Here is a 17,437-nt window from a genome sequence, read left to right as displayed (position 1 = left end):
TACAATTTTGGGCGCAGGCTCAAGACACTAAAGGGCCTCACCCCCTTCGAGTTCATCTGCAAAAGGTGGACTTCCGAGCCAGATCGATTCATCATCGATCCTATCCATCAAATGCCGGGACTAAACACCTAGCGGACTTTCCTGGTCCAACAGGGACGACTATCTACTGCTCAGCCTGGCGCTCCATCCGAAGTCGACATACGGTTCGCCGCAGCCTGCCGGAGCAAGCAAAACAGCGTCTTCATTGAACTCTGGTTCCTATCGCAATACGGTCGCGATAATCAAACTTAAGTGGGCCAGTCAGGCAGCAGGGTGATGCCAAATTTCGCGGAAGCCGTCCTGAGGCGTTCAACCTCCTCGGGTGTCGGCGGTGCGGCCACTTCGCCTTGCCGGCGTTTGTGGCCAGCTTCTTCAAGGAACTGATCGAAGAGAGCCGGCGTATCGATCAGGATATAGCGTGCCGGCCGGCCGCTCATATTCATCAGTTGATGTGGCACCCCGCGCTCGAGAAAGATGCTCTGACCAGCGGTCAATCTGTGCCCTTCTCCGTTGACCACGGCGGTTAGGGCGCCCTCCATGACGTATATGGTTTCGTCGTCCTCGGCGTGGACATGGATCGGCGTCTTCGTATTTCCGCCGCTGGTGTTTTCGAAGAGGCAGAATTGACCGTTGGTCTGCCGGCCGGACAGCAGGCGTTTCATAACCACGCCGGCCAGAACAAACTCTTTCGTTTCCATGCTGCTCATAGCGATCATCCTTATTGGAATTTCGAGGTTTCGCTCCCACACGATCGTTGCCAAGCGCTATCACCGGCAAACTAGCATGAGCCATTCGTCGGACAATAAAGCCAGTACAGGCCATACTGCGGCGACCCGCTGTCTTCCAGGTTTCCATCGAGGAATTCCCGACGATAGACATTAGCGAAACTTTATCGTTTGTGACGAATGCTACGGATACGTGCAACGCACCAGATCTGAAGCAGGACCGGATGATGCCACACTTGTTTGAATCTATCCTGGAGAGCCTGCCTCAGGGCATTGTTCTGCTTGATCCTGCCGGTACGGTGACGGCTTTCAATTCCCGCACGCTTGATATTCTCGGCCTTGCGGAAGGAGCCATTCGCAAAGGCATGAATATCGACGGATTGCCGGGCACTGCAGACTGCCGTGCAGTGGCATCCCGCCGGTCGATGGCCGGTGCAGCGCCCACGTCTCAATTTGCCCTTTCCGACGGAGGGATGGTCGCATTGACCTGCGCGCCGTCGAAGGATGGAGGCTGGATCCTCAGCTACGAGGACATCTCGACCCTCATTCGCGTCGAAGACAGCCTGACCGAGCAACATCGCCGGTTCGACGCAGCCCTCAGCAATATGCCGCATGGGCTGTGCATGTTCGATTCGGCCAAGAACCTGATATTGTGCAACGCCTCCTACGCGCGGATGTACAATCTGCCAGACCGCCTGACGCAACCGGGAACGCCACTTGTGGATATCCTGGCCTATCGCAGCCGGGAGGGAAATGGGCCGGCCGATACCGCCGCCTATTTTGACGTGGTCTTCGAAGCGACAGCACGCGGTGCGCCGGCCAGCCAGAACATCGTCCTGGCCGATGGACGCGTTATCAAGATCACCCACAATCCGATGCAAACGGGTGGATACGTGGCCACGCATGAGGACGTGACAAAGACCGTGCGACTTGCCGAAGAGCTGCGCCGGCATCACGATCAGCTCGAAGCGACGGTTAAGAGCCGCACGGCGGAAGTCGAGCGGCAGGCGCGGGAGCTCGAGCGCATGCTGGCGCAGGAGCGGAACATCAACGAATTGCAACGGCAGTTCGTGGCGATGGCATCCCATGAATTCAGGACTCCGCTTGCAATCATCGACGCTGCTGCCCAGCGGCTGTTGCGAAAAAGGGGGGCGGTCGAGCCCGAATTTCTCAGCGACAAGGTCGATCAAATCCGCGCATCGGTGACCCGGATTGTCGATCTCATGGAGAGCATCCTGTCAGCCGGACGCCTTGATACCGGCAAGATCGATATCAATTACGACGCCTGCGCATTGAGATCATTGATAAAAACATGTTGTGAGCGGCAGTCGACGATTGCAAAATCGCACAGCTTTGTGTTGGATATCGATGGGTTGCCGGAGTTCATCGATGCCGATCCCCGCACGTTGGCCCAGGTCTTTACCAACCTGCTTTCCAATGCCGTCAAATACGCGCCTGGAACCTCCGAAATTCGCGTCACCGCATGGGCAGAGACGGGAAACGTCAAAGTTTCGATCAGCGATGACGGCGTGGGGATCGATGCCGAAGACGTACCCCGGCTGTTCCAGCGCTATTTTCGAGCCCGGACTTCGACCGGGATTGCCGGAACCGGTATCGGTCTCAACCTGGTGAAGCAGATCATCGAACTGCATAACGGCTCGATAGAGGTTCGAAGCGCAAGAGGATGCGGATCGACGTTTACCGTAACCCTTCCCATCAAGAGAAGTGGTAACGCTTCCGCGGCCAATAACGCTGCCTGACGTTTCAGGATTGCTGTCCTGCATATCTACCCTATCCTTCTCACTATAGAGGAGGATCACGCCATGGCTTTCATTCACACCCCCAACGCATCCGCCAGCGAGAAGACGACGTCGATGTATGCGTCGGCCGAGGCGAATTATGGTTATCTGCCGAACATGTACCGGGCCTTCGGCCATCGGCCGGAGGTGATGGAGAGCTGGGCGGCACTGCTTTCGAGCATTCGCGGCCATATGAGCTTGCGGCGCTACGAACTGGTGACGCTGGCGGCGGCCAAGGAGCTCAAATCCTCCTATTGCATGCTGGCGCACGGCTCGGTGCTGCTGCGCGAGGGTTTCACCAGCGACGGGCTGACTGCCGTCGTCAACGAGACGGAGAAGGCGCCGATCGATGCCGGCGAACGCGCGATTATGGCTTTTGCCGCCAAGGTGGCGCGCGATGCGACGTCGGTGACGCAGCAGGATATCGACGGGCTGAAGAAACATGGGCTGAGTGACGCCGATGTCTTCGACGTCACGGCTGCGGCAGCGGCCCGGTGTTTCTTCTCGAAAATGCTGGATGCGCTGGGTGCTGCACCCGACCACGCCTATATCGAGCGGCTGGAACCGAATGTGCGAAAGGCGCTCAGCGTCGGCCGGGAGGTCGAGCGGCCTCTGGCGCCGTCACCATCTCGCGCGCAATGATACGATGACGAGGCGCGCCAGGACGCCTGGTCCTGCGGCCTTATTCCTGCGGTTTGTCGGCAAAATGCCGGATCGCAAATTCGGCGATATTCTGGCTCGACCGATCGGCATCGTCGAGCAGCGAGGGAAACAGCTGCCATTGATGGGGCATGCCCGGCCAGACCTCGGTGGTGACATCCACCCCCGCCTGACGCGCCTTGTCGGCGAGCCGCAGCGTGTCGTCCAGCAGGACTTCGCCGGAGCCGACCTGCAGCAGCAGCGGCGGAAAACCAGTCATGTCGGCATAGAGCGGCGACGCCTGGGGATCGGTCGGAGATCGGCTGCCGAGATAGGTTTTGCGCAAGCTCTCGATTGACATCTTGCTGACCAGCGGATCGCTTTCGGCATTCGATGTCATCGAGCCGCCCGTCGCGGCAAGATCGGTGATGGGGCTGAGTGCAATCACCGCCGCCGGCAGCGGTTTCGCCGCCCGCATCTGCCGCAGCACCGTCTCGATCGCGATATTGCCGCCGGCGCCGTCTCCGGCCACGATGACATTCTCGCTCCGATAGCCGTTGTCGAGAAGCCAGCGATAGGCGGTCAGCGCGTCGTTGATCTGCGCGGGATAGCCATATTCGGGCATCAGCCGATAATCAATGAGAAGAATGTCGCTGGATGCGGCCTTGGCGAGCGAGCCGGCAAGCAGGCTATGTGTGCGAATGGAGCCGCTGGAAAAGCCGCCGCCATGAATATAGAGGATTACCCTTTGGCCGATCGGGTGATGAAGACGGGCAGGCCACATCAGCTCGGCGTCGACGCCGTCGGCATCGACCTGCCGCACCTGGATGCGCGTCGGCCCCGGCGTCGTCTCCATCAGCGTCCTGAAGGCCGTTCGCTGCTGCTGCAGGCTATCGGCGCCGGCAAAGTGATCTTTCCAGAGGCCGACGAGTTTTTCGACCTGTTCGCGCGAGGCCGGGCTTTGCGGCCCAATGTCCCGCCCGACCGCCGCCGAGGCGAGCAGCGTCAGTGCAGCCAAAGCGGGGAACAGACATTTGAGCCGCTTTGGGGCTCTTCGAATACCAGCTGGCAAAATCCGACCGTTCATCAACCTCTCCCGACGATACTGGCCATGCGGCATCTTTGGCCGGTTCGTCCACCGGAGTCAAAAGGGTGACAGGCGCGAACCCCAAGCTTTTTCATTCCACGAACATCGCCGCACCCGTCCGAGCCTGGGTGCGGTCGATGCCGCCTTGAGGGCCGTCCATATCAGGCGGCTGCTCTATGACGGAGATACGGCGGATCCTCTGAACGTCCCTCCGCTCTGCCTGGAATGAAAGTCGGCAGCTGCCCGTTCCCTGTGGATTCGTCAGACTGCTCTTAAAAAATTAAACAATGGCTGCCAGCATGGCTTGCCATTTGCCGCGCTTCCGTCGGAGATGGACGACGTGCCTGGTTGTCCCCTGCCCTCGGCGCCTCGTCTTGCTTGTGAGTGAAGGATACCGATGACCACCATTTACCTTGCCGGCCCGGAAGTCTTTCTTCCGGATGCCATGCCCATCATGGCCGAGAAACGCCGATTGGCGCGCCAGTTCGGCTTCGAGCCGACCGGTCCCGGCAGCGACGAAAACCAGACGCCGGTGAAGCGGACGGCCGCAGAGATCTACGCACGCAACGACGACGCCATGCGTCGGGCCGAGATCTGCCTTGCCAACATCACTCCTTTTCGAGGCGTCAGCGCCGATCCGGGTACGGTCTACGAGATCGGCTTCATGATTGCGCTGGGAAAAGCGGTCTTCGCCTATACCAATCATCCCGACGACTATGGTCTGCGTGTTCGCTCGATCTGGTATGCGGGACTCGATATCGATGAGACGAGCGGGCGCCCACGCGGACCGGATGGCATTGCGATCGAAAACCACGGGATGGCCGACAACCTGATGATCGACGGAGGGGTTGAGGCGACGGGAGGCAAGGTGTTTCGTGCGGCCGCACTCCCGGCGGATCCTGCCCGCGACCTGGCGGTTTATTTTGAAGCGATTCAGACGATTGCCGGAATGCGTGCTGATGGCAGTCAGCTTTGACATTGGATCGCGCTGACGGCACCGACTTCTTCCCTGTCAACGCTTCTCGTTGATATCAGAGAGCCCGGTCCGCCAGCACGCTCGCGAGCGAGAAGAGGATCGCAGCGATACGGTGGCCATAATCGAAGAGCAGCATGCGATCGCGCAAAGGCTCACCGTCTGGCGCCCGCTCGCCTTGCTTGCGGCAAATTAGCATTCGCCTTACGCCTTTCGTGGCCTAGATCTAGGTTCGATCACCACCATGAAGAGGCGAGCATGTCCATCAAGTCCATCTGCATCTATGGCGCTGGGGCGCTTGGCGGCGCTATCGCCGCCAAGCTGGCACGCCAGGCCGGAAACGACGCCACCATCTCCGTCGTCGCGCGTGGGGCGCATCTCGACGCCATCCGCGACAACGGTCTCCGCCTGCGCGAGGCCGATGCGGAAAGGCCGCTCAATGTCCGCCTCACCGCGACCGACGATCCCATGACATTGCCGCCGCAGGATCTCGTCATCACCGGCCTCAAGGGGCATCAGCTGGCACCCGCTGCCGAAGGCATTGCCGGCCTCCTCAAGGAGGGCACCCGCGTCGTCATGATCCTCAACGGCATCCCGTGGTGGTATTTTCACCGCGATACCCAGAGCCGGCATGCCGAGCTGCAGTTCGATGAGCTCGATCCCGGCGGCAGGCTCTGGCGGCTGATCGAGCCGGAGCGCGTCATCGGCTGCGTCGCTTATCAAGGTGCCGAGGTGATCAACCCCGGCGAGATCCAGCTTTCCCACAACGGCCACTTCGTGCTCGGCGAGCCCTCCGGCGACATCTCGCCCGATCTCGAGGCGATCGCCGCGGTGCTGACCGGCGCCGGCCTCAGCATTACGACGACAGCTGATATCCGTGGCGAGATCTGGAGCAAGCTGATGGGCAACGCCGCCTTCAACCCGATCAGCGCGCTGACCAGGGCGCTGATGACCGACATCATGGCGGATCCCGCCCTTTCCGCTACGGTCGGCAGGGTGATGAGTGAGGTCCGCGCCGTCGGCGAGGCCTTGGGTGCGCGGTTCAGCATGACCGTCGAACAGCGGCTGGAACAATCGCGCCATATCGGCGGCGTGCGCACATCGATGCTACAGGATCTGATCGGCGGCAAGGCGCTCGAAATCACGCCGCTGGTCGGCATGGTGGTGGCGCTCGGACGCCTGAGCGCCGTGCCGACGCCGGTTTCGGAAACGATCCTGGCGCTGGTGACCCAATTGGATCGGGAAAACCAGCGCAGCAGCTGATTGCGGAGGAAGGGCGGCCGGGAAAAACCCAGCCGCCTTCGCTTACTTTCCGACCTGCTCGGCCCAGTTCGGCGCCTTGCCGCCGCCATCGAGAAAGGTCATCGCCATATTCGCCATGAGGGGCGAGGCGAAGGTCTCGTAGTGGGTAAGATCGGGCAGGATCGCCAGCCGGTTCTTCGACATGTTTTCCCGCATCCAGCCCGCATCGCGCAAACCGCCGCCGAGCTTGTGGTAGAAGTCGATCATATGCTCGGGCCGGATCATGTCGGCATCGCCATAGATCAGCATAACCGGCATGGTGAGCTTGGCGACGGCATCGCTATAGTCGATGGGTTCGCGCATCAGCGCGCCCATGGCGTCGAGTAGCTTCGGAAATTCCGAAACGTCAGGCGCCACCGCCTTGTAGGAGAGGAACATCGGCGTGTCTTTCATCATGTCGGCCATACCGGCGCCGACGGCCGCCTGCTGCGGCAGCATCTCCGGGAAGAAGCCGTTCTGCGCATAGGGTGCCGAGAGTATCACCAGCCGGCGCACTTGGTCGGGCGCGTTCGCCGCCATGTTCAACGCCACCCCGCCGCCGAAGGAATAGCCGAAGATGTCGAGCTTGTCGTAACCGAGCTGCTTCACCAGGATTGCGAGATCGGCGCCGATGGCCGGAAGCTCGATCGGCCGGTTGCCGAGCGGGGTGCGGCCATGGCCCTGCAGATCAACGGCGATCACCTGCCGGTGGTCGGTGAAAACAGGCATGACCGGCGCGAACATCTCGATCTGCCCGAGGCCGCCGTGAAGGAGCAGCAGCGGCTCGCCCTCGCCGCGGATCTCGTAATAATAATCGATGCCGTTGACCGGTAGGCTTCCCTTCCTGACAATCGGCGCTGCAGCCTTCTTCTCTTCGATAACAGGCGTGCTGCTGTCGGCGCCCGATATACCGGGCGCTGCCAGGAATGCGGCAGCCGTTGCGATCATCGAAATCAGCGTCATCTTCGACATGTCCTTGCTCCGTGTTTGCATCGATACCGCAAGGACGGCGGCGCTCATGTCTTTCCGACAGCACGCTTCGAAATTTCTCGCATCGGCCTTTATGCCGTTCCTATATTTTCGTGCCCCGCTCCGAATGGATTTCCTATCGCGCCCAGCAGTAGGCTTTCGCCATCACTGCAAAGGTCAAATGCCATGCGAAATGTCATGTCCTCCGGTTTCCAGCGCTTTCGCCCACACAGGATCAAGCGCGGCAGCCGACAGATGCGCGAAAAGCGCACCGCCCAGGCGCTGATCGTCTTTGGCATGGTGCTCGCCTGCGTCGAACTCTACGTCATTTTCGGCGCGCTCTGAGATCCGCCATGGAAACGGCGAGAATGCCGCGCCTTGGCGGCGCGATCACCGCTCTTGTCACGCCGTTTCGCCATGGCGGCCTCGACAGGCCGGCGTTTCGGGCGCTTGCAGAATGGCAGATCCTTAGCGGCGTCGACGGGCTTGCTGTCTGCTCCGTGTCAGGGGAAGGCCCGACGCTTTCGCCGCAGGAGCGCGCTGAGGTGATCGACCTCAGCATCCGGTCCGCGGCCGGCCGCGTTTGCGTTATCGCCGCCACCGGCACCAACTCCACCGAAAGCACGATCGCACTCACCCGCGAGGCCGAAGCGCTCGGCGCCGCCGCCGCACTCGTCACCGTGCCCTATTATTCCAAGCCCGGGCAGAAAGGCATCATCCACCACTTCGAGCAGGTGGCAGCGGCGAGCCGACTGCCTGTCATCGTCGACCATGCGCCGGCGCAGGCGGCGAGCGATCTTTCGACGGACACGTTCTTCAGCCTGACCGCCATCCCGGGGATTGTCGGCATTCGCGACGCGACGGGCGACATCGCTCGCTTCGCCGGGCTTTCGCCGATCCTGCGACAGCGCCTCCGCTTCTTTTCCGGCCATGACCCTTCCGCGCTCGCCTTCACCATCGCTGGCGGCGACGGCGTGATCTCGCCGGGCGCCAACGTTCTGCCAAGGCTCTTCGCCTCGATGCAGCAGGCAGCACGGGCCGGAAACCTTTCGGCCGCGCGTTCTCTGCAGGATCGGCTGCTGCCGCTGATATCAGCCCTCGGGCCGGAGGGCGATCCGGCGAGGATCAAACACGCGCTTCGGCTGATGCGCGGCCTGGAGGCCGAGCTTCGCCTTCCGCTTGTCGCTGCCGAGCCGGAGATGCGTTTCGCCATCGGCAAGGCGCTTGCGCCCTTTGTTGACGAAAGCAGCGCGAGGATGGCGTTATCCCTATGAGATTTTTATATTTTCGTTTTCGCCGCCAAATGGAAACCCTACCCACCCCAGCTTATTTTTGAAGCGTGACCGCCGCTCGATCAAGCGGCGGTTGAGACTTCGAAAGGACAAACCAATGTCACGCCTGACTGAACCGAGTGCCGAGAGCGACCCGCTGCAACGCAGCCGCCTCAGCACACTCGCCGCCGATCCCTCCCATTCGATGCTCTCCGGCCTTGCCGCGATTGCGCCCCGCCTTGCGATGACGCTGGCCTTTGCCGGCCTGGTCCAGATGATGTTCGACCTCATCTCCCGTTGAAGCATCAGGACCGAAGGATCAGCACAATGGCAAATGCACAGCAACGCCGCAGCCTTCCCGCTGCGGCACCCTCGCCTTCCGCCCGCTTCACCGTCGGCCGCGACAGAAGCGGCCGCTGGATCGTCCACGACCGTGAAGGCCTCGTCGGCGGGCTCTTCATCAATGAAGCGGCCGCCCTCCATTTCGCAGCTGGGGAATGTAACTGCCCCTCCGCCGATATCCACAGGGCGGCCGCAGGCATGGTGCTCGAATTCGCGCCCTTTGCGCGCGGCACCGCGAATATCCACTAAATCTTGCTGTACTCCCGCTGTCTTCATGCAGCGGGAGTACGAAGACATGAGCTGAACGGCCGATTTCCAACTTTTCCTTAACCGACATTCTGGTAGAATCCTGGCGCAGAGACTTCAGACGCCACGAGACCGATGCCGAAACCGAATTTCCGCTTCACCCATTACGATCTCAAGGAACAACGCACCGGAACGATCATCGAGGTGTCGTTGAATGCCGTGAACAATGTCCGCCTGATGACGGCCCCGAATTTCCAGCGGTTCACCGAGGTTCTCGATTTCAAATATATCGGCGGCGTGGCACGCAAATCGCCAATCAAGATCGCCGTTCCGGAAAGTGGTCACTGGCATGTCATCGTCGATATGGAAGGTCATCACGGGCTTGCGGAATCTTCCGTCAAGGTGATCGCAGCGCCGGCAAATCAGAAGACGCCGCGCACCTCCTGAGGTTTGCCAGGTTTCAGCGCGGATTACGCTCCTTGCGAAGTTTTGCCCACCATTCCAGCCGCTTGCGAATATCGCGCTCGAAGCCGCGTTCCGGCGGATCGTAGAAGATCTGGCGGCCCATCTTCTCCGGGAAATAATCCTGGCCGGAAAAGGCATCCGGCTCGTCGTGGTCATAGCGGTAGCCCTCGCCGTAGCCCTCGCCCTTCATCAGCTTGGTCGGCGCGTTGAGGATATGCTTCGGCGGCAGCAACGAGCCGTTCTGTTTTGCCGCCTGGCTTGCCGCCTTGAAGGCGGTGTAAACGGCATTCGATTTCGGGGCGGTGGCGAGATAGACGCAGGCCTGGGCCAGCGCCAGTTCGCCTTCCGGCGAGCCGAGATACTCATAGGCATCCTTGGCGGCATTGCAGATCACCAGCGCATGCGGATCGGCAAGACCGATATCCTCCACCGCCATGCGCACCAGCCGCCGGCCGAGATAGAGCGGATCTTCGCCGGCATCGAACATGCGGGCGAGATAATAGAGCGCTGCATCGGGATCCGAGCCGCGTACGGATTTATGCAGTGCCGAGATCAGATTGTAGTGGCCATCCTGCGCCTTGTCGTAGACCGGGGCACGGCGCTGGACGATGCGCGTCAGTCCTTCGGTATCGAAGCTCTCGCCTTCGCGCGTCGCGCGCCAGACTTCTTCGGCAAGCGTCAACACCGCGCGGCCGTCGCCGTCGGCCATGCGGATCAGGCTGGCGCGGGCATCCTCCGTCAGCGGCAGCGGCTTCTGCTCGATCGCCTCGGCACGCTTCAGCAGTTCCTCGAGGCTCTCCTCGTCATGCGACTTGAAGGTGAGCACACGGGCACGTGACAGCAGAGCGGCGTTGAGTTCGAAGGACGGGTTCTCAGTGGTGGCGCCGACGAGGATGACGGTGCCATCCTCCATGACCGGCAGGAAACTGTCCTGCTGGGCGCGGTTGAAACGATGGATCTCATCGACGAAGAGCAGCGTCTGACGGCCGTCCATACGCCGCAAACGGGCTGTTTCGAACACCTTCTTCAGATCGGCGACGCCGGAGAAGATCGCCGATATCTGCTCGAAGGCCAGTCCCGCCTCGCCCGAGAGCAGCCGTGCCACCGTCGTCTTGCCGGTGCCCGGCGGCCCCCAGAAGATCATCGAACCAAGCGAGCCGCTTTCGATCATCCTTTTCAGCACGCCGTCCTCACCGGTCAGGTGTTCCTGACCGGTGACATCGGCAAGCGTCTTCGGCCGCAGCCGGTCGGCAAGCGGTCGCCTGGCAGCGACCTCCTCCGGGACGCGCGGCGCGAAGAGATCGTTGCTCATCGGAAAAATTGCCGGATACGCTGGCCGTCGCGCTCGATCTCGACCCGCCAGAGGCCGGGGTCGCTATCGGCGATCTCGGACAGTTCGCTGGTCGACTTCACATCGGTGCCGTTGATCGAGACGATGATATCCTTCGGCTCGAAACCGAGACGGGCGGCAGGCGAATCCTCCTTCACCTCGGAGACGACGACGCCCGCCGATTCCGGCGGCATGCGCAGCTCGTCAGCGACCCGCGGCGACAGGTTCTCGACGACGGCACCTGTAAACGGCGTGTGTCCGCCGATGGTGCGCTGGTCGCGCGGCGAGGTTTCCGGGGCGCGGGCAAGCGTCAGCGGCAGTTGCTCCTCGCGGCCATTCTCGATGACGGTGAGCTTGACCGAATTGCCGAGACCGGCTGTGGTCAGCCGGTAGAGCAGCGCATCCGGATGCTCGACGGAAATTCCGTCGACGGCGGTGACGATTTCGCCGGCCTTCAAGCCGGCCTTGGCGGCCGGCCCACCTTCAGAAACCTTGACGACGAGCGCCCCGCGGACCTTGTTCAGCCCCAGCGCCTCAGCCACTTCCGAGGTCACGGCATCGAAGCTTGCGCCGACATAGGGCCGCTCGAAAGATTTGACGCCGGCATCGGCAGACGTGAGGAAGACCTTGACCAGATTGGCAGGGATGGCGAAACCGATGCCGTTCGATCCGCCGCCGCGCGAGAAAATCGCCGTGTTGATGCCGATCAGCTCGCCCTTCATATTCATCAAGGCACCGCCGGAATTGCCGGGATTGATCGAGGCATCGGTCTGGATGAAGAAGCCGAACTCGTTCTTGATCACCTGGTTGCGAGCAAGCGCCGAGACGATCCCGCTCGTCACCGTCTGGCCGACACCGAAGGGATTGCCGATCGCCAGCACGAGATCACCGACCTCGACCGTATCGGAATTGCCGATCGGTAATGTCGGAAAGCTTTCCTTGGTGTCGATCTTCAGCACGGCAAGATCGACACGGTCGTCGCGCAGCACCACCTTGCAGGGGAATTCCCGGCCGTCCGAGAGCGCCACCTTTATATCGTCGGCGCCCTCGATGACGTGATTGTTGGTCACGACAGTTCCGTTCGCCTCGACGATGACGCCAGAGCCGAGCGAAGACTGCTTCTCCGAACGGTTCGGCATCTGCTGGCCGAAAAATTGCTCGAAGAAAGGGTCGCCGGCAAAGGGCGACTGCCGCCGGATGGTCTTTTCCGCATAAACATTGACGACTGCGCCTGACGTCTGTTTGACGAGCGGCGCGAAGGAGAGCTGCATCTGCATCTGGCTTTCGGGTACGGTCTTTGCCGTCTGCGCATGGGCAGAAAGCGGCAGAACGAGCATGAGAGCGAATAGCGAGACGGAGGCGCGCTTGGACAGGCCTTGCATGGGTATCCCTTTTGAAATCCTCTTGAGGAACGTTTTAGAGCATGATGCCGAAAAGTGTGAGCGGTTTTCGGACGACATCATGCTCTAACTATTTAATTGCGAACAGGATTCAGATTTTAGGCCGAGCCGGCCTAAAATCATCCTGTTCTGCGGCCCGACGCTAGAAAGGAAAGAGGGCGGAAGCATGGAAGAACAAGGCGAGAGGGCGTCTTGGAAAGCGGTTGAAATCATTGTGAATTTGATTCAGGAAGATTGGCCATGCAACTGATATCAAAAGCCAAAAACTGGGCGAAGTCACTGAAACGTGACATCGTGGCCCTATGGCTTGCCGCCCGCGATCCCCGCGTACCTTGGCATGCCAAAGCGGTGGCCGGCGCCGTTGCCGCCTACGCGCTGTCGCCCATCGATCTCATCCCCGATTTCATTCCCGTGTTCGGCTATCTCGACGATCTCTTCATTGTGCCGCTCGGCATCATGCTGGCGATCCGGCTCGTGCCAGTAGAGGTAATGAACGAGCTTCGTACGGAGGCGACAGGGCGCATCGAGCGTCCCCCCAGCCGGGTCGGGCTGATCTTCATCCTTGCCGTCTGGCTCGTCTGCATCATCTTCCTGGCTCTGGCACTGCGGAAGCTAGCCTGACCGGCAGCATAGGAACGTATGAATGATCACGATAAGAACGACAGCGGCCCTCGTCTTTGCGATCCTGCTCATTGGATCGAACCTGGCACAGGCAGCAAGCTTCGATTGCGATGCGAAAGAATTGAAGGCGGATGAAAAAGCGATCTGCGATAACCGCGCACTCAACGATGCCGATGTGAAGATGGTGACGACTTTCGAGCTGCTCTCCGGCCTGCTGGCGATGGGTTCGCGCGGCACATTGCAGGACGAGCAGACGGCCTGGCTGAAGAAACGCCAAGAGTGCGGGACGGATGCAACTTGCATCAAGGCGGCCTATGACGAGCGGCTGAAACAGCTCGGCGAGACCTATAAAAACATCAACCGGCCGCTTTGAAAGCGACCGGTTGATAGACCCGCTGACTCTTCATCAGCGGGTCGCAGGCTGAAGCTGATCAGCGGGCGTTCAGATCGCGTACCGCGCCGCGATCGGCGCTTGTTGCGAAAGCCGCATAGGCCTTCAGCGCGGTCGTGACGTTGCGCCTGCGGACTTCTGTGGGATACCAGCCCTTGGCGTCCTGTTCGCCGCGGCGGGCGGCAAGTTCGGTCTCGCTGACACGCAGGCTGATCGTGCGGTTGGGGATGTCGATGTCGATCATGTCACCTTCGCGCACCAGGCCGATCGTGCCGCCATTTGCCGCTTCCGGCGAGGCGTGGCCGATCGAGAGGCCGGAGGTGCCGCCGGAGAAGCGGCCGTCGGTGATCAGCGCGCAGGCCTTGCCGAGGCCCTTCGACTTCAGATAGCTCGTCGGATAGAGCATTTCCTGCATGCCCGGGCCGCCCTTCGGGCCTTCGTAGCGGATGACGACGACGTCGCCGGCCTTCACCTCGTTTGCAAGGATCGCCTTGACCGACGCATCCTGGCTTTCGAAGACGCGGGCGGGGCCGGAGAATTTCAGGATCGATTCATCGACGCCTGCGGTCTTGACGATACAGCCGTCAATCGCAAGGTTGCCCTTGAGCACGGCAAGGCCGCCATCCTTGGAGAAGGGATGCTCGACCGAGCGGATGACGCCGTTCTCGCGGTCGGTGTCGAGATCATCCCAACGGGCTTCCTGGCTGAAGGCGACCTGGGTCGGGATGCCGCCGGGTGCGGCACGATAGAAGTTGCGCACGGTTTCGCTGTTGGTGCGGGTGATATCCCAACGATCGATCGCATCGCCCAGCGTCTCGGCATGGACTGTCGGACAATCGCGGTTCAGCAGGCCACCCTTGTCGAGTTCGCCGAGGATCGACATGATGCCGCCGGCGCGATGGACGTCTTCCATATGCACATCGCTCTTGGCGGGTGCGACCTTCGACAGGCACGGCACCCGACGCGATAGCGCATCGATATCGGTCATGGTGAAATCGATCTCGCCTTCGTGAGCGGCAGCAAGGATGTGCAGAACCGTATTGGTCGAGCCGCCCATGGCGATGTCGAGCGCCATGGCATTCTCGAAGGCCTGCTTGGAGGCGATGGTGCGCGGCAGCGCCTTGACGTCGTCCTGCTCGTAATAACGGCGGGCGAGATCGACAATCAGATGACCGGCCTCGACGAAGAGTCGCTTGCGGTCGAGATGGGTGGCGAGCGTCGAGCCGTTGCCGGGCAGCGACAGGCCGAGCGCTTCCGTCAGGCAGTTCATCGAGTTGGCGGTGAACATGCCGGAGCAGGAGCCGCAGGTCGGACAGGCGGAGCGTTCGATGGTCTGAACGTCCTCGTCGCTGATCTTGTCGTCGGCTGCGGCGACCATGGCGTCGACGAGGTCGAGCGCATGCGTCTTGCCGTGGAGCACGACCTTGCCGGCTTCCATCGGGCCGCCCGAGACGAAGACGGTCGGGATATTGAGGCGCAGCGACGCCATCAGCATTCCGGGGGTGATCTTGTCGCAGTTGGAGATGCAGACCATGGCGTCGGCGCAATGGGCATTGACCATGTATTCGACGCTGTCGGCGATGAGCTCACGCGAGGGCAGCGAATAAAGCATGCCGTCATGGCCCATGGCGATGCCGTCATCGACGGCGATCGTGTTGAATTCCTTGGCGACACCGCCGGCCGCCTCGATCTCGCGGGCAACGAGCTGGCCGAGGTCCTTCAGGTGCACGTGGCCGGGGACGAACTGGGTGAAGGAATTCACCACCGCGATGATCGGCTTGCCGAAATCCGAATCCTTCATGCCCGTTGCGCGCCAAAGGCCGCGGGCGCCCGCCATGTTGCGGCCATGGGTCGTGGTTCTGGAGCGGTAAACTGGCATCGGTGTCTTCCTCAACGTGTCGGAATCAGGCGAAGCCGGGCGGCATGGAGCCTGCGGGCCGGGCAAACGCTGCTTTTTGGAATTGTCCTAATCCAATCGACGGGGGCTGTCACTACCGGGAAGCCCAAATCCGGTACGCCGGGAGAAGCGCCACGAGGCCCATCGATCATATACGGTTCGACGCGACTTTTCGTTACAGCCTATTCCATCACGACCGAACACAAAAAATTGGCTTCACGTCCGTAATATTCAAGGCTTAGACACTGATCCGGACATGCGGGCGGGTCGTTTAAAGGCTATATTGTAGAAATCCGCCCAGGAGATTTCGACATGCCAACCTATCGCCCAACGAAGATCGCCTCATCAGAGATCACGCCGCGCCAGATCTATCTGCGCCGTCGCGAATTCCTCGGCGCGGCAGCGCTTGGCGCCATGGGGCTCTACAGCGCTGGCAAGGCGAGTGCTGCGGCCCTCTCCGCCATTGAGAGCAAGTACAAGGTCGGCGAGAAGGCGACGCCGATCAAGGACGTCACGACCTACAATAATTTCTATGAGTTTGGCCTCGACAAGGGCGATCCCGCAGCTCTTTCCGGCGATTTCAAGCCGCTGCCCTGGACGGTCAAGGTCGACGGCATGGTCAACAAGCCAGGCACCTTCGACCTCGAGGCGCTGATCAAGGAATTCCCGATCGAGGAGCGCACCTACCGAATGCGCTGCGTCGAAGCCTGGTCGATGGTCATCCCGTGGGACGGCTTTCCGCTGGCATCGCTGCTCGACAAGGTGGAGCCGCTCGGCAGCGCCAAGTACGTCGCCTTCGAAACCGTGGTGCGGCCAGACGAGATGCCGGGTCAGAAGGGCTTCTTCCAGTCGCTCGACTGGCCCTATGTCGAAGGTCTGCGCCTCGACGAGGCGCGCCACCCGCTGACGCTGCTGGCCGTCGGGCTCTATGGCGAAACGCTGCCGAACCAGAACGGCGCGCCGATCCGCCTCGTCGTGCCGTGGAAATACGGCTTCAAGGGCATCAAGTCGATCGTCAGGATCACGCTCACCGACCAGCAGCCGAAGAATACATGGCAGGTCACCAATCCGCAGGAGTATGGCTTCTACGCCAACGTCAACCCTGAGGTCGACCATCCGCGCTGGAGCCAGGCCAGCGAACGGCGCATCGGCGAGAGCGGCTTCTTCGGCGCGAGCCGCCACCCCACCCTGCCCTTCAACGGCTATGCCGACGAAGTCGCAAGCCTTTATGCCGGCATGGACCTGAAGGCGAATTTCTGATGGCGGAACTGTCGCTCGCCATCCCGAAGCGCTGGCAGCCCGCCTCCGTCTGGCTGCTTTATGTCGTCGGGCTCGTGCCTGCAGCCTGGACTTTCTATCTCGGCGCGACCGATCAGCTCGGCGCCGATCCGGTCAAGACCTTCGAGCTTTTCCTCGGCATCTGGACGATCCGTTTCCTGATCGCAACACTTGCCGTTTCCCCTGCCCGTGAGCTCTTCGGCTGGAACTATCTGCGTTACCGCCGCGCGCTTGGCCTGCTGACCTTTTATTACGCGCTGATGCATTTCACCGTCTACATGGTGCTCGACCAGGCGATGGATATTGCAGCCGTCATCAACGACGTGCTGAAGCGCCCCTTCATCATGTTCGGCATGGCCGGGCTTGCGATGCTCATTCCGCTGGCGCTGACATCCAACAATCTCTCGATCCGCCGGCTCGGCAAGAACTGGATCTGGCTGCATCGCCTCGTCTACATCATCGCCGCCTGCGGGGCGCTGCACTTCGCGCTCTCAACCAAGATCCTCGACCTCGAGCAATATATCTATGTCGGGCTGATCATCGCGCTGATCCTCTACCGCTCCTACCGACCGATCGCACGCAACAGACAGAAGGGCAAAGGGCGGACGCGCAATCGCGCAATGGCGTCGGCTTCGTGAGACGGCAGGTTTAGTGCATAACCCCGAAAATCGGAATCGATTTTCG

The 17,437-nt window shown here is 61.2% G+C and carries 20 protein-coding genes and 1 pseudogene; 14 read left to right on the top strand and 7 right to left on the bottom strand.

Annotation, left to right across the window (positions count from 1 at the left end):
• Nucleotides 1-132 (top strand): annotated as a pseudogene (locus tag GFM02_RS13055) (IS481 family transposase); the annotation flags it as partial.
• 155 nt (nucleotides 133-287) lie between these two features.
• On the opposite strand, the gene GFM02_RS13050 reads toward GFM02_RS13055, so the two are convergent.
• Nucleotides 288-746: a cupin domain-containing protein gene (locus GFM02_RS13050; RefSeq protein ID WP_168321834.1), complete on the bottom strand. Its 459-nt coding sequence runs from the start codon at nucleotides 744-746 to the stop codon at nucleotides 288-290.
• Nucleotides 747-988: 242 nt separating this feature from the next.
• Between GFM02_RS13050 and GFM02_RS13045 the strand changes: the two genes are divergently transcribed.
• Nucleotides 989-2,524, top strand: coding sequence for a sensor histidine kinase (locus GFM02_RS13045; RefSeq protein WP_168321833.1), 1,536 nt, complete (start codon nucleotides 989-991; stop codon nucleotides 2,522-2,524).
• A 63-nt stretch (nucleotides 2,525-2,587) separates the two neighbouring features.
• The gene (locus GFM02_RS13040) at nucleotides 2,588-3,205 is read left to right on the top strand and encodes a carboxymuconolactone decarboxylase family protein (protein ID WP_003547626.1); all 618 of its coding nucleotides are present in this window, start codon (nucleotides 2,588-2,590) and stop codon (nucleotides 3,203-3,205) included.
• 40 nt (nucleotides 3,206-3,245) lie between these two features.
• Here the strand turns inward: GFM02_RS13040 and GFM02_RS13035 are convergent, their stop codons facing one another.
• Nucleotides 3,246-4,220 carry an alpha/beta hydrolase gene (locus GFM02_RS13035; protein ID WP_205930300.1) on the bottom strand — a complete coding sequence of 325 codons (975 nt, stop codon included), beginning with the start codon at nucleotides 4,218-4,220 and terminating at the stop codon, nucleotides 3,246-3,248.
• Between the two features lie 466 nt (nucleotides 4,221-4,686).
• Here GFM02_RS13035 and GFM02_RS13030 point away from each other — a divergent pair, with 466 nt between their 5' ends.
• The gene (locus GFM02_RS13030; protein WP_168303857.1) at nucleotides 4,687-5,265 is read left to right on the top strand and encodes a nucleoside 2-deoxyribosyltransferase; all 579 of its coding nucleotides are present in this window, start codon (nucleotides 4,687-4,689) and stop codon (nucleotides 5,263-5,265) included.
• 55 nt (nucleotides 5,266-5,320) lie between these two features.
• On the opposite strand, the gene GFM02_RS13025 is transcribed toward GFM02_RS13030, so the two are convergent.
• The gene (locus GFM02_RS13025) at nucleotides 5,321-5,461 is read right to left on the bottom strand and encodes a hypothetical protein (protein WP_168272888.1); all 141 of its coding nucleotides are present in this window, start codon (nucleotides 5,459-5,461) and stop codon (nucleotides 5,321-5,323) included.
• Between the two features lie 59 nt (nucleotides 5,462-5,520).
• Here GFM02_RS13025 and GFM02_RS13020 point away from each other — a divergent pair, with 59 nt between their 5' ends.
• Nucleotides 5,521-6,525 carry a ketopantoate reductase family protein gene (locus tag GFM02_RS13020; protein ID WP_168272889.1) on the top strand — a complete coding sequence of 335 codons (1,005 nt, stop codon included), beginning with the start codon at nucleotides 5,521-5,523 and terminating at the stop codon, nucleotides 6,523-6,525.
• A gap of 42 nt (nucleotides 6,526-6,567) precedes the next feature.
• Here the strand turns inward: GFM02_RS13020 and GFM02_RS13015 are convergent, their stop codons facing one another.
• A complete protein-coding gene (locus tag GFM02_RS13015) occupies nucleotides 6,568-7,563 on the bottom strand; it encodes an alpha/beta fold hydrolase (RefSeq protein ID WP_205930285.1) in 996 nt (331 codons plus the stop codon).
• A gap of 135 nt (nucleotides 7,564-7,698) precedes the next feature.
• Between GFM02_RS13015 and GFM02_RS13010 the strand changes: the two genes are divergently transcribed.
• From GFM02_RS13010 to GFM02_RS12990, 5 genes are all read left to right on the top strand, one after another.
• Nucleotides 7,699-7,857, top strand: a complete 159-nt coding sequence (locus tag GFM02_RS13010; protein ID WP_168272878.1) for a hypothetical protein — start codon at nucleotides 7,699-7,701, stop codon at nucleotides 7,855-7,857.
• An 8-nt stretch (nucleotides 7,858-7,865) separates the two neighbouring features.
• The gene (dapA, locus tag GFM02_RS13005; RefSeq protein WP_168272891.1) at nucleotides 7,866-8,786 is read left to right on the top strand and encodes a 4-hydroxy-tetrahydrodipicolinate synthase; all 921 of its coding nucleotides are present in this window, start codon (nucleotides 7,866-7,868) and stop codon (nucleotides 8,784-8,786) included.
• Nucleotides 8,787-8,901: 115 nt separating this feature from the next.
• Nucleotides 8,902-9,084 carry a hypothetical protein gene (locus tag GFM02_RS13000; protein WP_062945447.1) on the top strand — a complete coding sequence of 61 codons (183 nt, stop codon included), beginning with the start codon at nucleotides 8,902-8,904 and terminating at the stop codon, nucleotides 9,082-9,084.
• A gap of 26 nt (nucleotides 9,085-9,110) precedes the next feature.
• A complete protein-coding gene (locus tag GFM02_RS12995; protein ID WP_062945446.1) occupies nucleotides 9,111-9,374 on the top strand; it encodes a hypothetical protein in 264 nt (87 codons plus the stop codon).
• A 132-nt stretch (nucleotides 9,375-9,506) separates the two neighbouring features.
• On the top strand, nucleotides 9,507-9,818 hold the full coding sequence (locus GFM02_RS12990) for a DUF1883 domain-containing protein (protein WP_020049547.1): 312 nt from the start codon (nucleotides 9,507-9,509) through the stop codon (nucleotides 9,816-9,818).
• Between the two features lie 13 nt (nucleotides 9,819-9,831).
• On the opposite strand, the gene GFM02_RS12985 is transcribed toward GFM02_RS12990, so the two are convergent.
• Both GFM02_RS12985 and GFM02_RS12980 read right to left on the bottom strand, forming a co-directional pair.
• Nucleotides 9,832-11,148 (bottom strand): replication-associated recombination protein A, encoded by a 1,317-nt coding sequence (locus GFM02_RS12985; protein WP_168321831.1) that lies wholly within the window; start codon nucleotides 11,146-11,148, stop codon nucleotides 9,832-9,834.
• A complete protein-coding gene (locus tag GFM02_RS12980) occupies nucleotides 11,145-12,548 on the bottom strand; it encodes a DegQ family serine endoprotease (RefSeq protein WP_168321830.1) in 1,404 nt (467 codons plus the stop codon). The genes GFM02_RS12985 and GFM02_RS12980 overlap by 4 nt, the downstream gene beginning before the upstream one ends.
• A gap of 258 nt (nucleotides 12,549-12,806) precedes the next feature.
• Here GFM02_RS12980 and GFM02_RS12975 point away from each other — a divergent pair, with 258 nt between their 5' ends.
• A complete protein-coding gene (locus GFM02_RS12975) occupies nucleotides 12,807-13,187 on the top strand; it encodes a YkvA family protein (RefSeq protein ID WP_168303850.1) in 381 nt (126 codons plus the stop codon).
• 22 nt (nucleotides 13,188-13,209) lie between these two features.
• Nucleotides 13,210-13,560 carry a lysozyme inhibitor LprI family protein gene (locus GFM02_RS12970; protein WP_168303849.1) on the top strand — a complete coding sequence of 117 codons (351 nt, stop codon included), beginning with the start codon at nucleotides 13,210-13,212 and terminating at the stop codon, nucleotides 13,558-13,560.
• A gap of 58 nt (nucleotides 13,561-13,618) precedes the next feature.
• Here GFM02_RS12970 and ilvD read toward each other — a convergent pair whose 3' ends face one another.
• Nucleotides 13,619-15,457, bottom strand: coding sequence for a dihydroxy-acid dehydratase (gene ilvD / locus GFM02_RS12965; protein ID WP_168321829.1), 1,839 nt, complete (start codon nucleotides 15,455-15,457; stop codon nucleotides 13,619-13,621).
• 330 nt (nucleotides 15,458-15,787) lie between these two features.
• Between ilvD and msrP the strand changes: the two genes are divergently transcribed.
• Complete coding sequence (gene msrP / locus GFM02_RS12960; protein ID WP_168321828.1) at nucleotides 15,788-16,735, top strand: protein-methionine-sulfoxide reductase catalytic subunit MsrP; 948 nt, start codon at nucleotides 15,788-15,790, stop codon at nucleotides 16,733-16,735.
• Entirely contained in the window at nucleotides 16,735-17,391 is a 657-nt protein-coding gene (gene msrQ / locus GFM02_RS12955; RefSeq protein ID WP_168321827.1) for a protein-methionine-sulfoxide reductase heme-binding subunit MsrQ, read from the top strand. Before msrP ends, msrQ begins: the two co-directional genes overlap by 1 nt.
• Nucleotides 17,392-17,437: the final 46 nt, after the last annotated feature.

It is taken from the genome of Rhizobium leguminosarum bv. viciae (assembly GCF_012276115.1).
GTDB lineage: Bacteria > Pseudomonadota > Alphaproteobacteria > Rhizobiales > Rhizobiaceae > Rhizobium > Rhizobium leguminosarum_T.
This window is presented reverse-complemented; position numbering and strand designations above follow the sequence as displayed.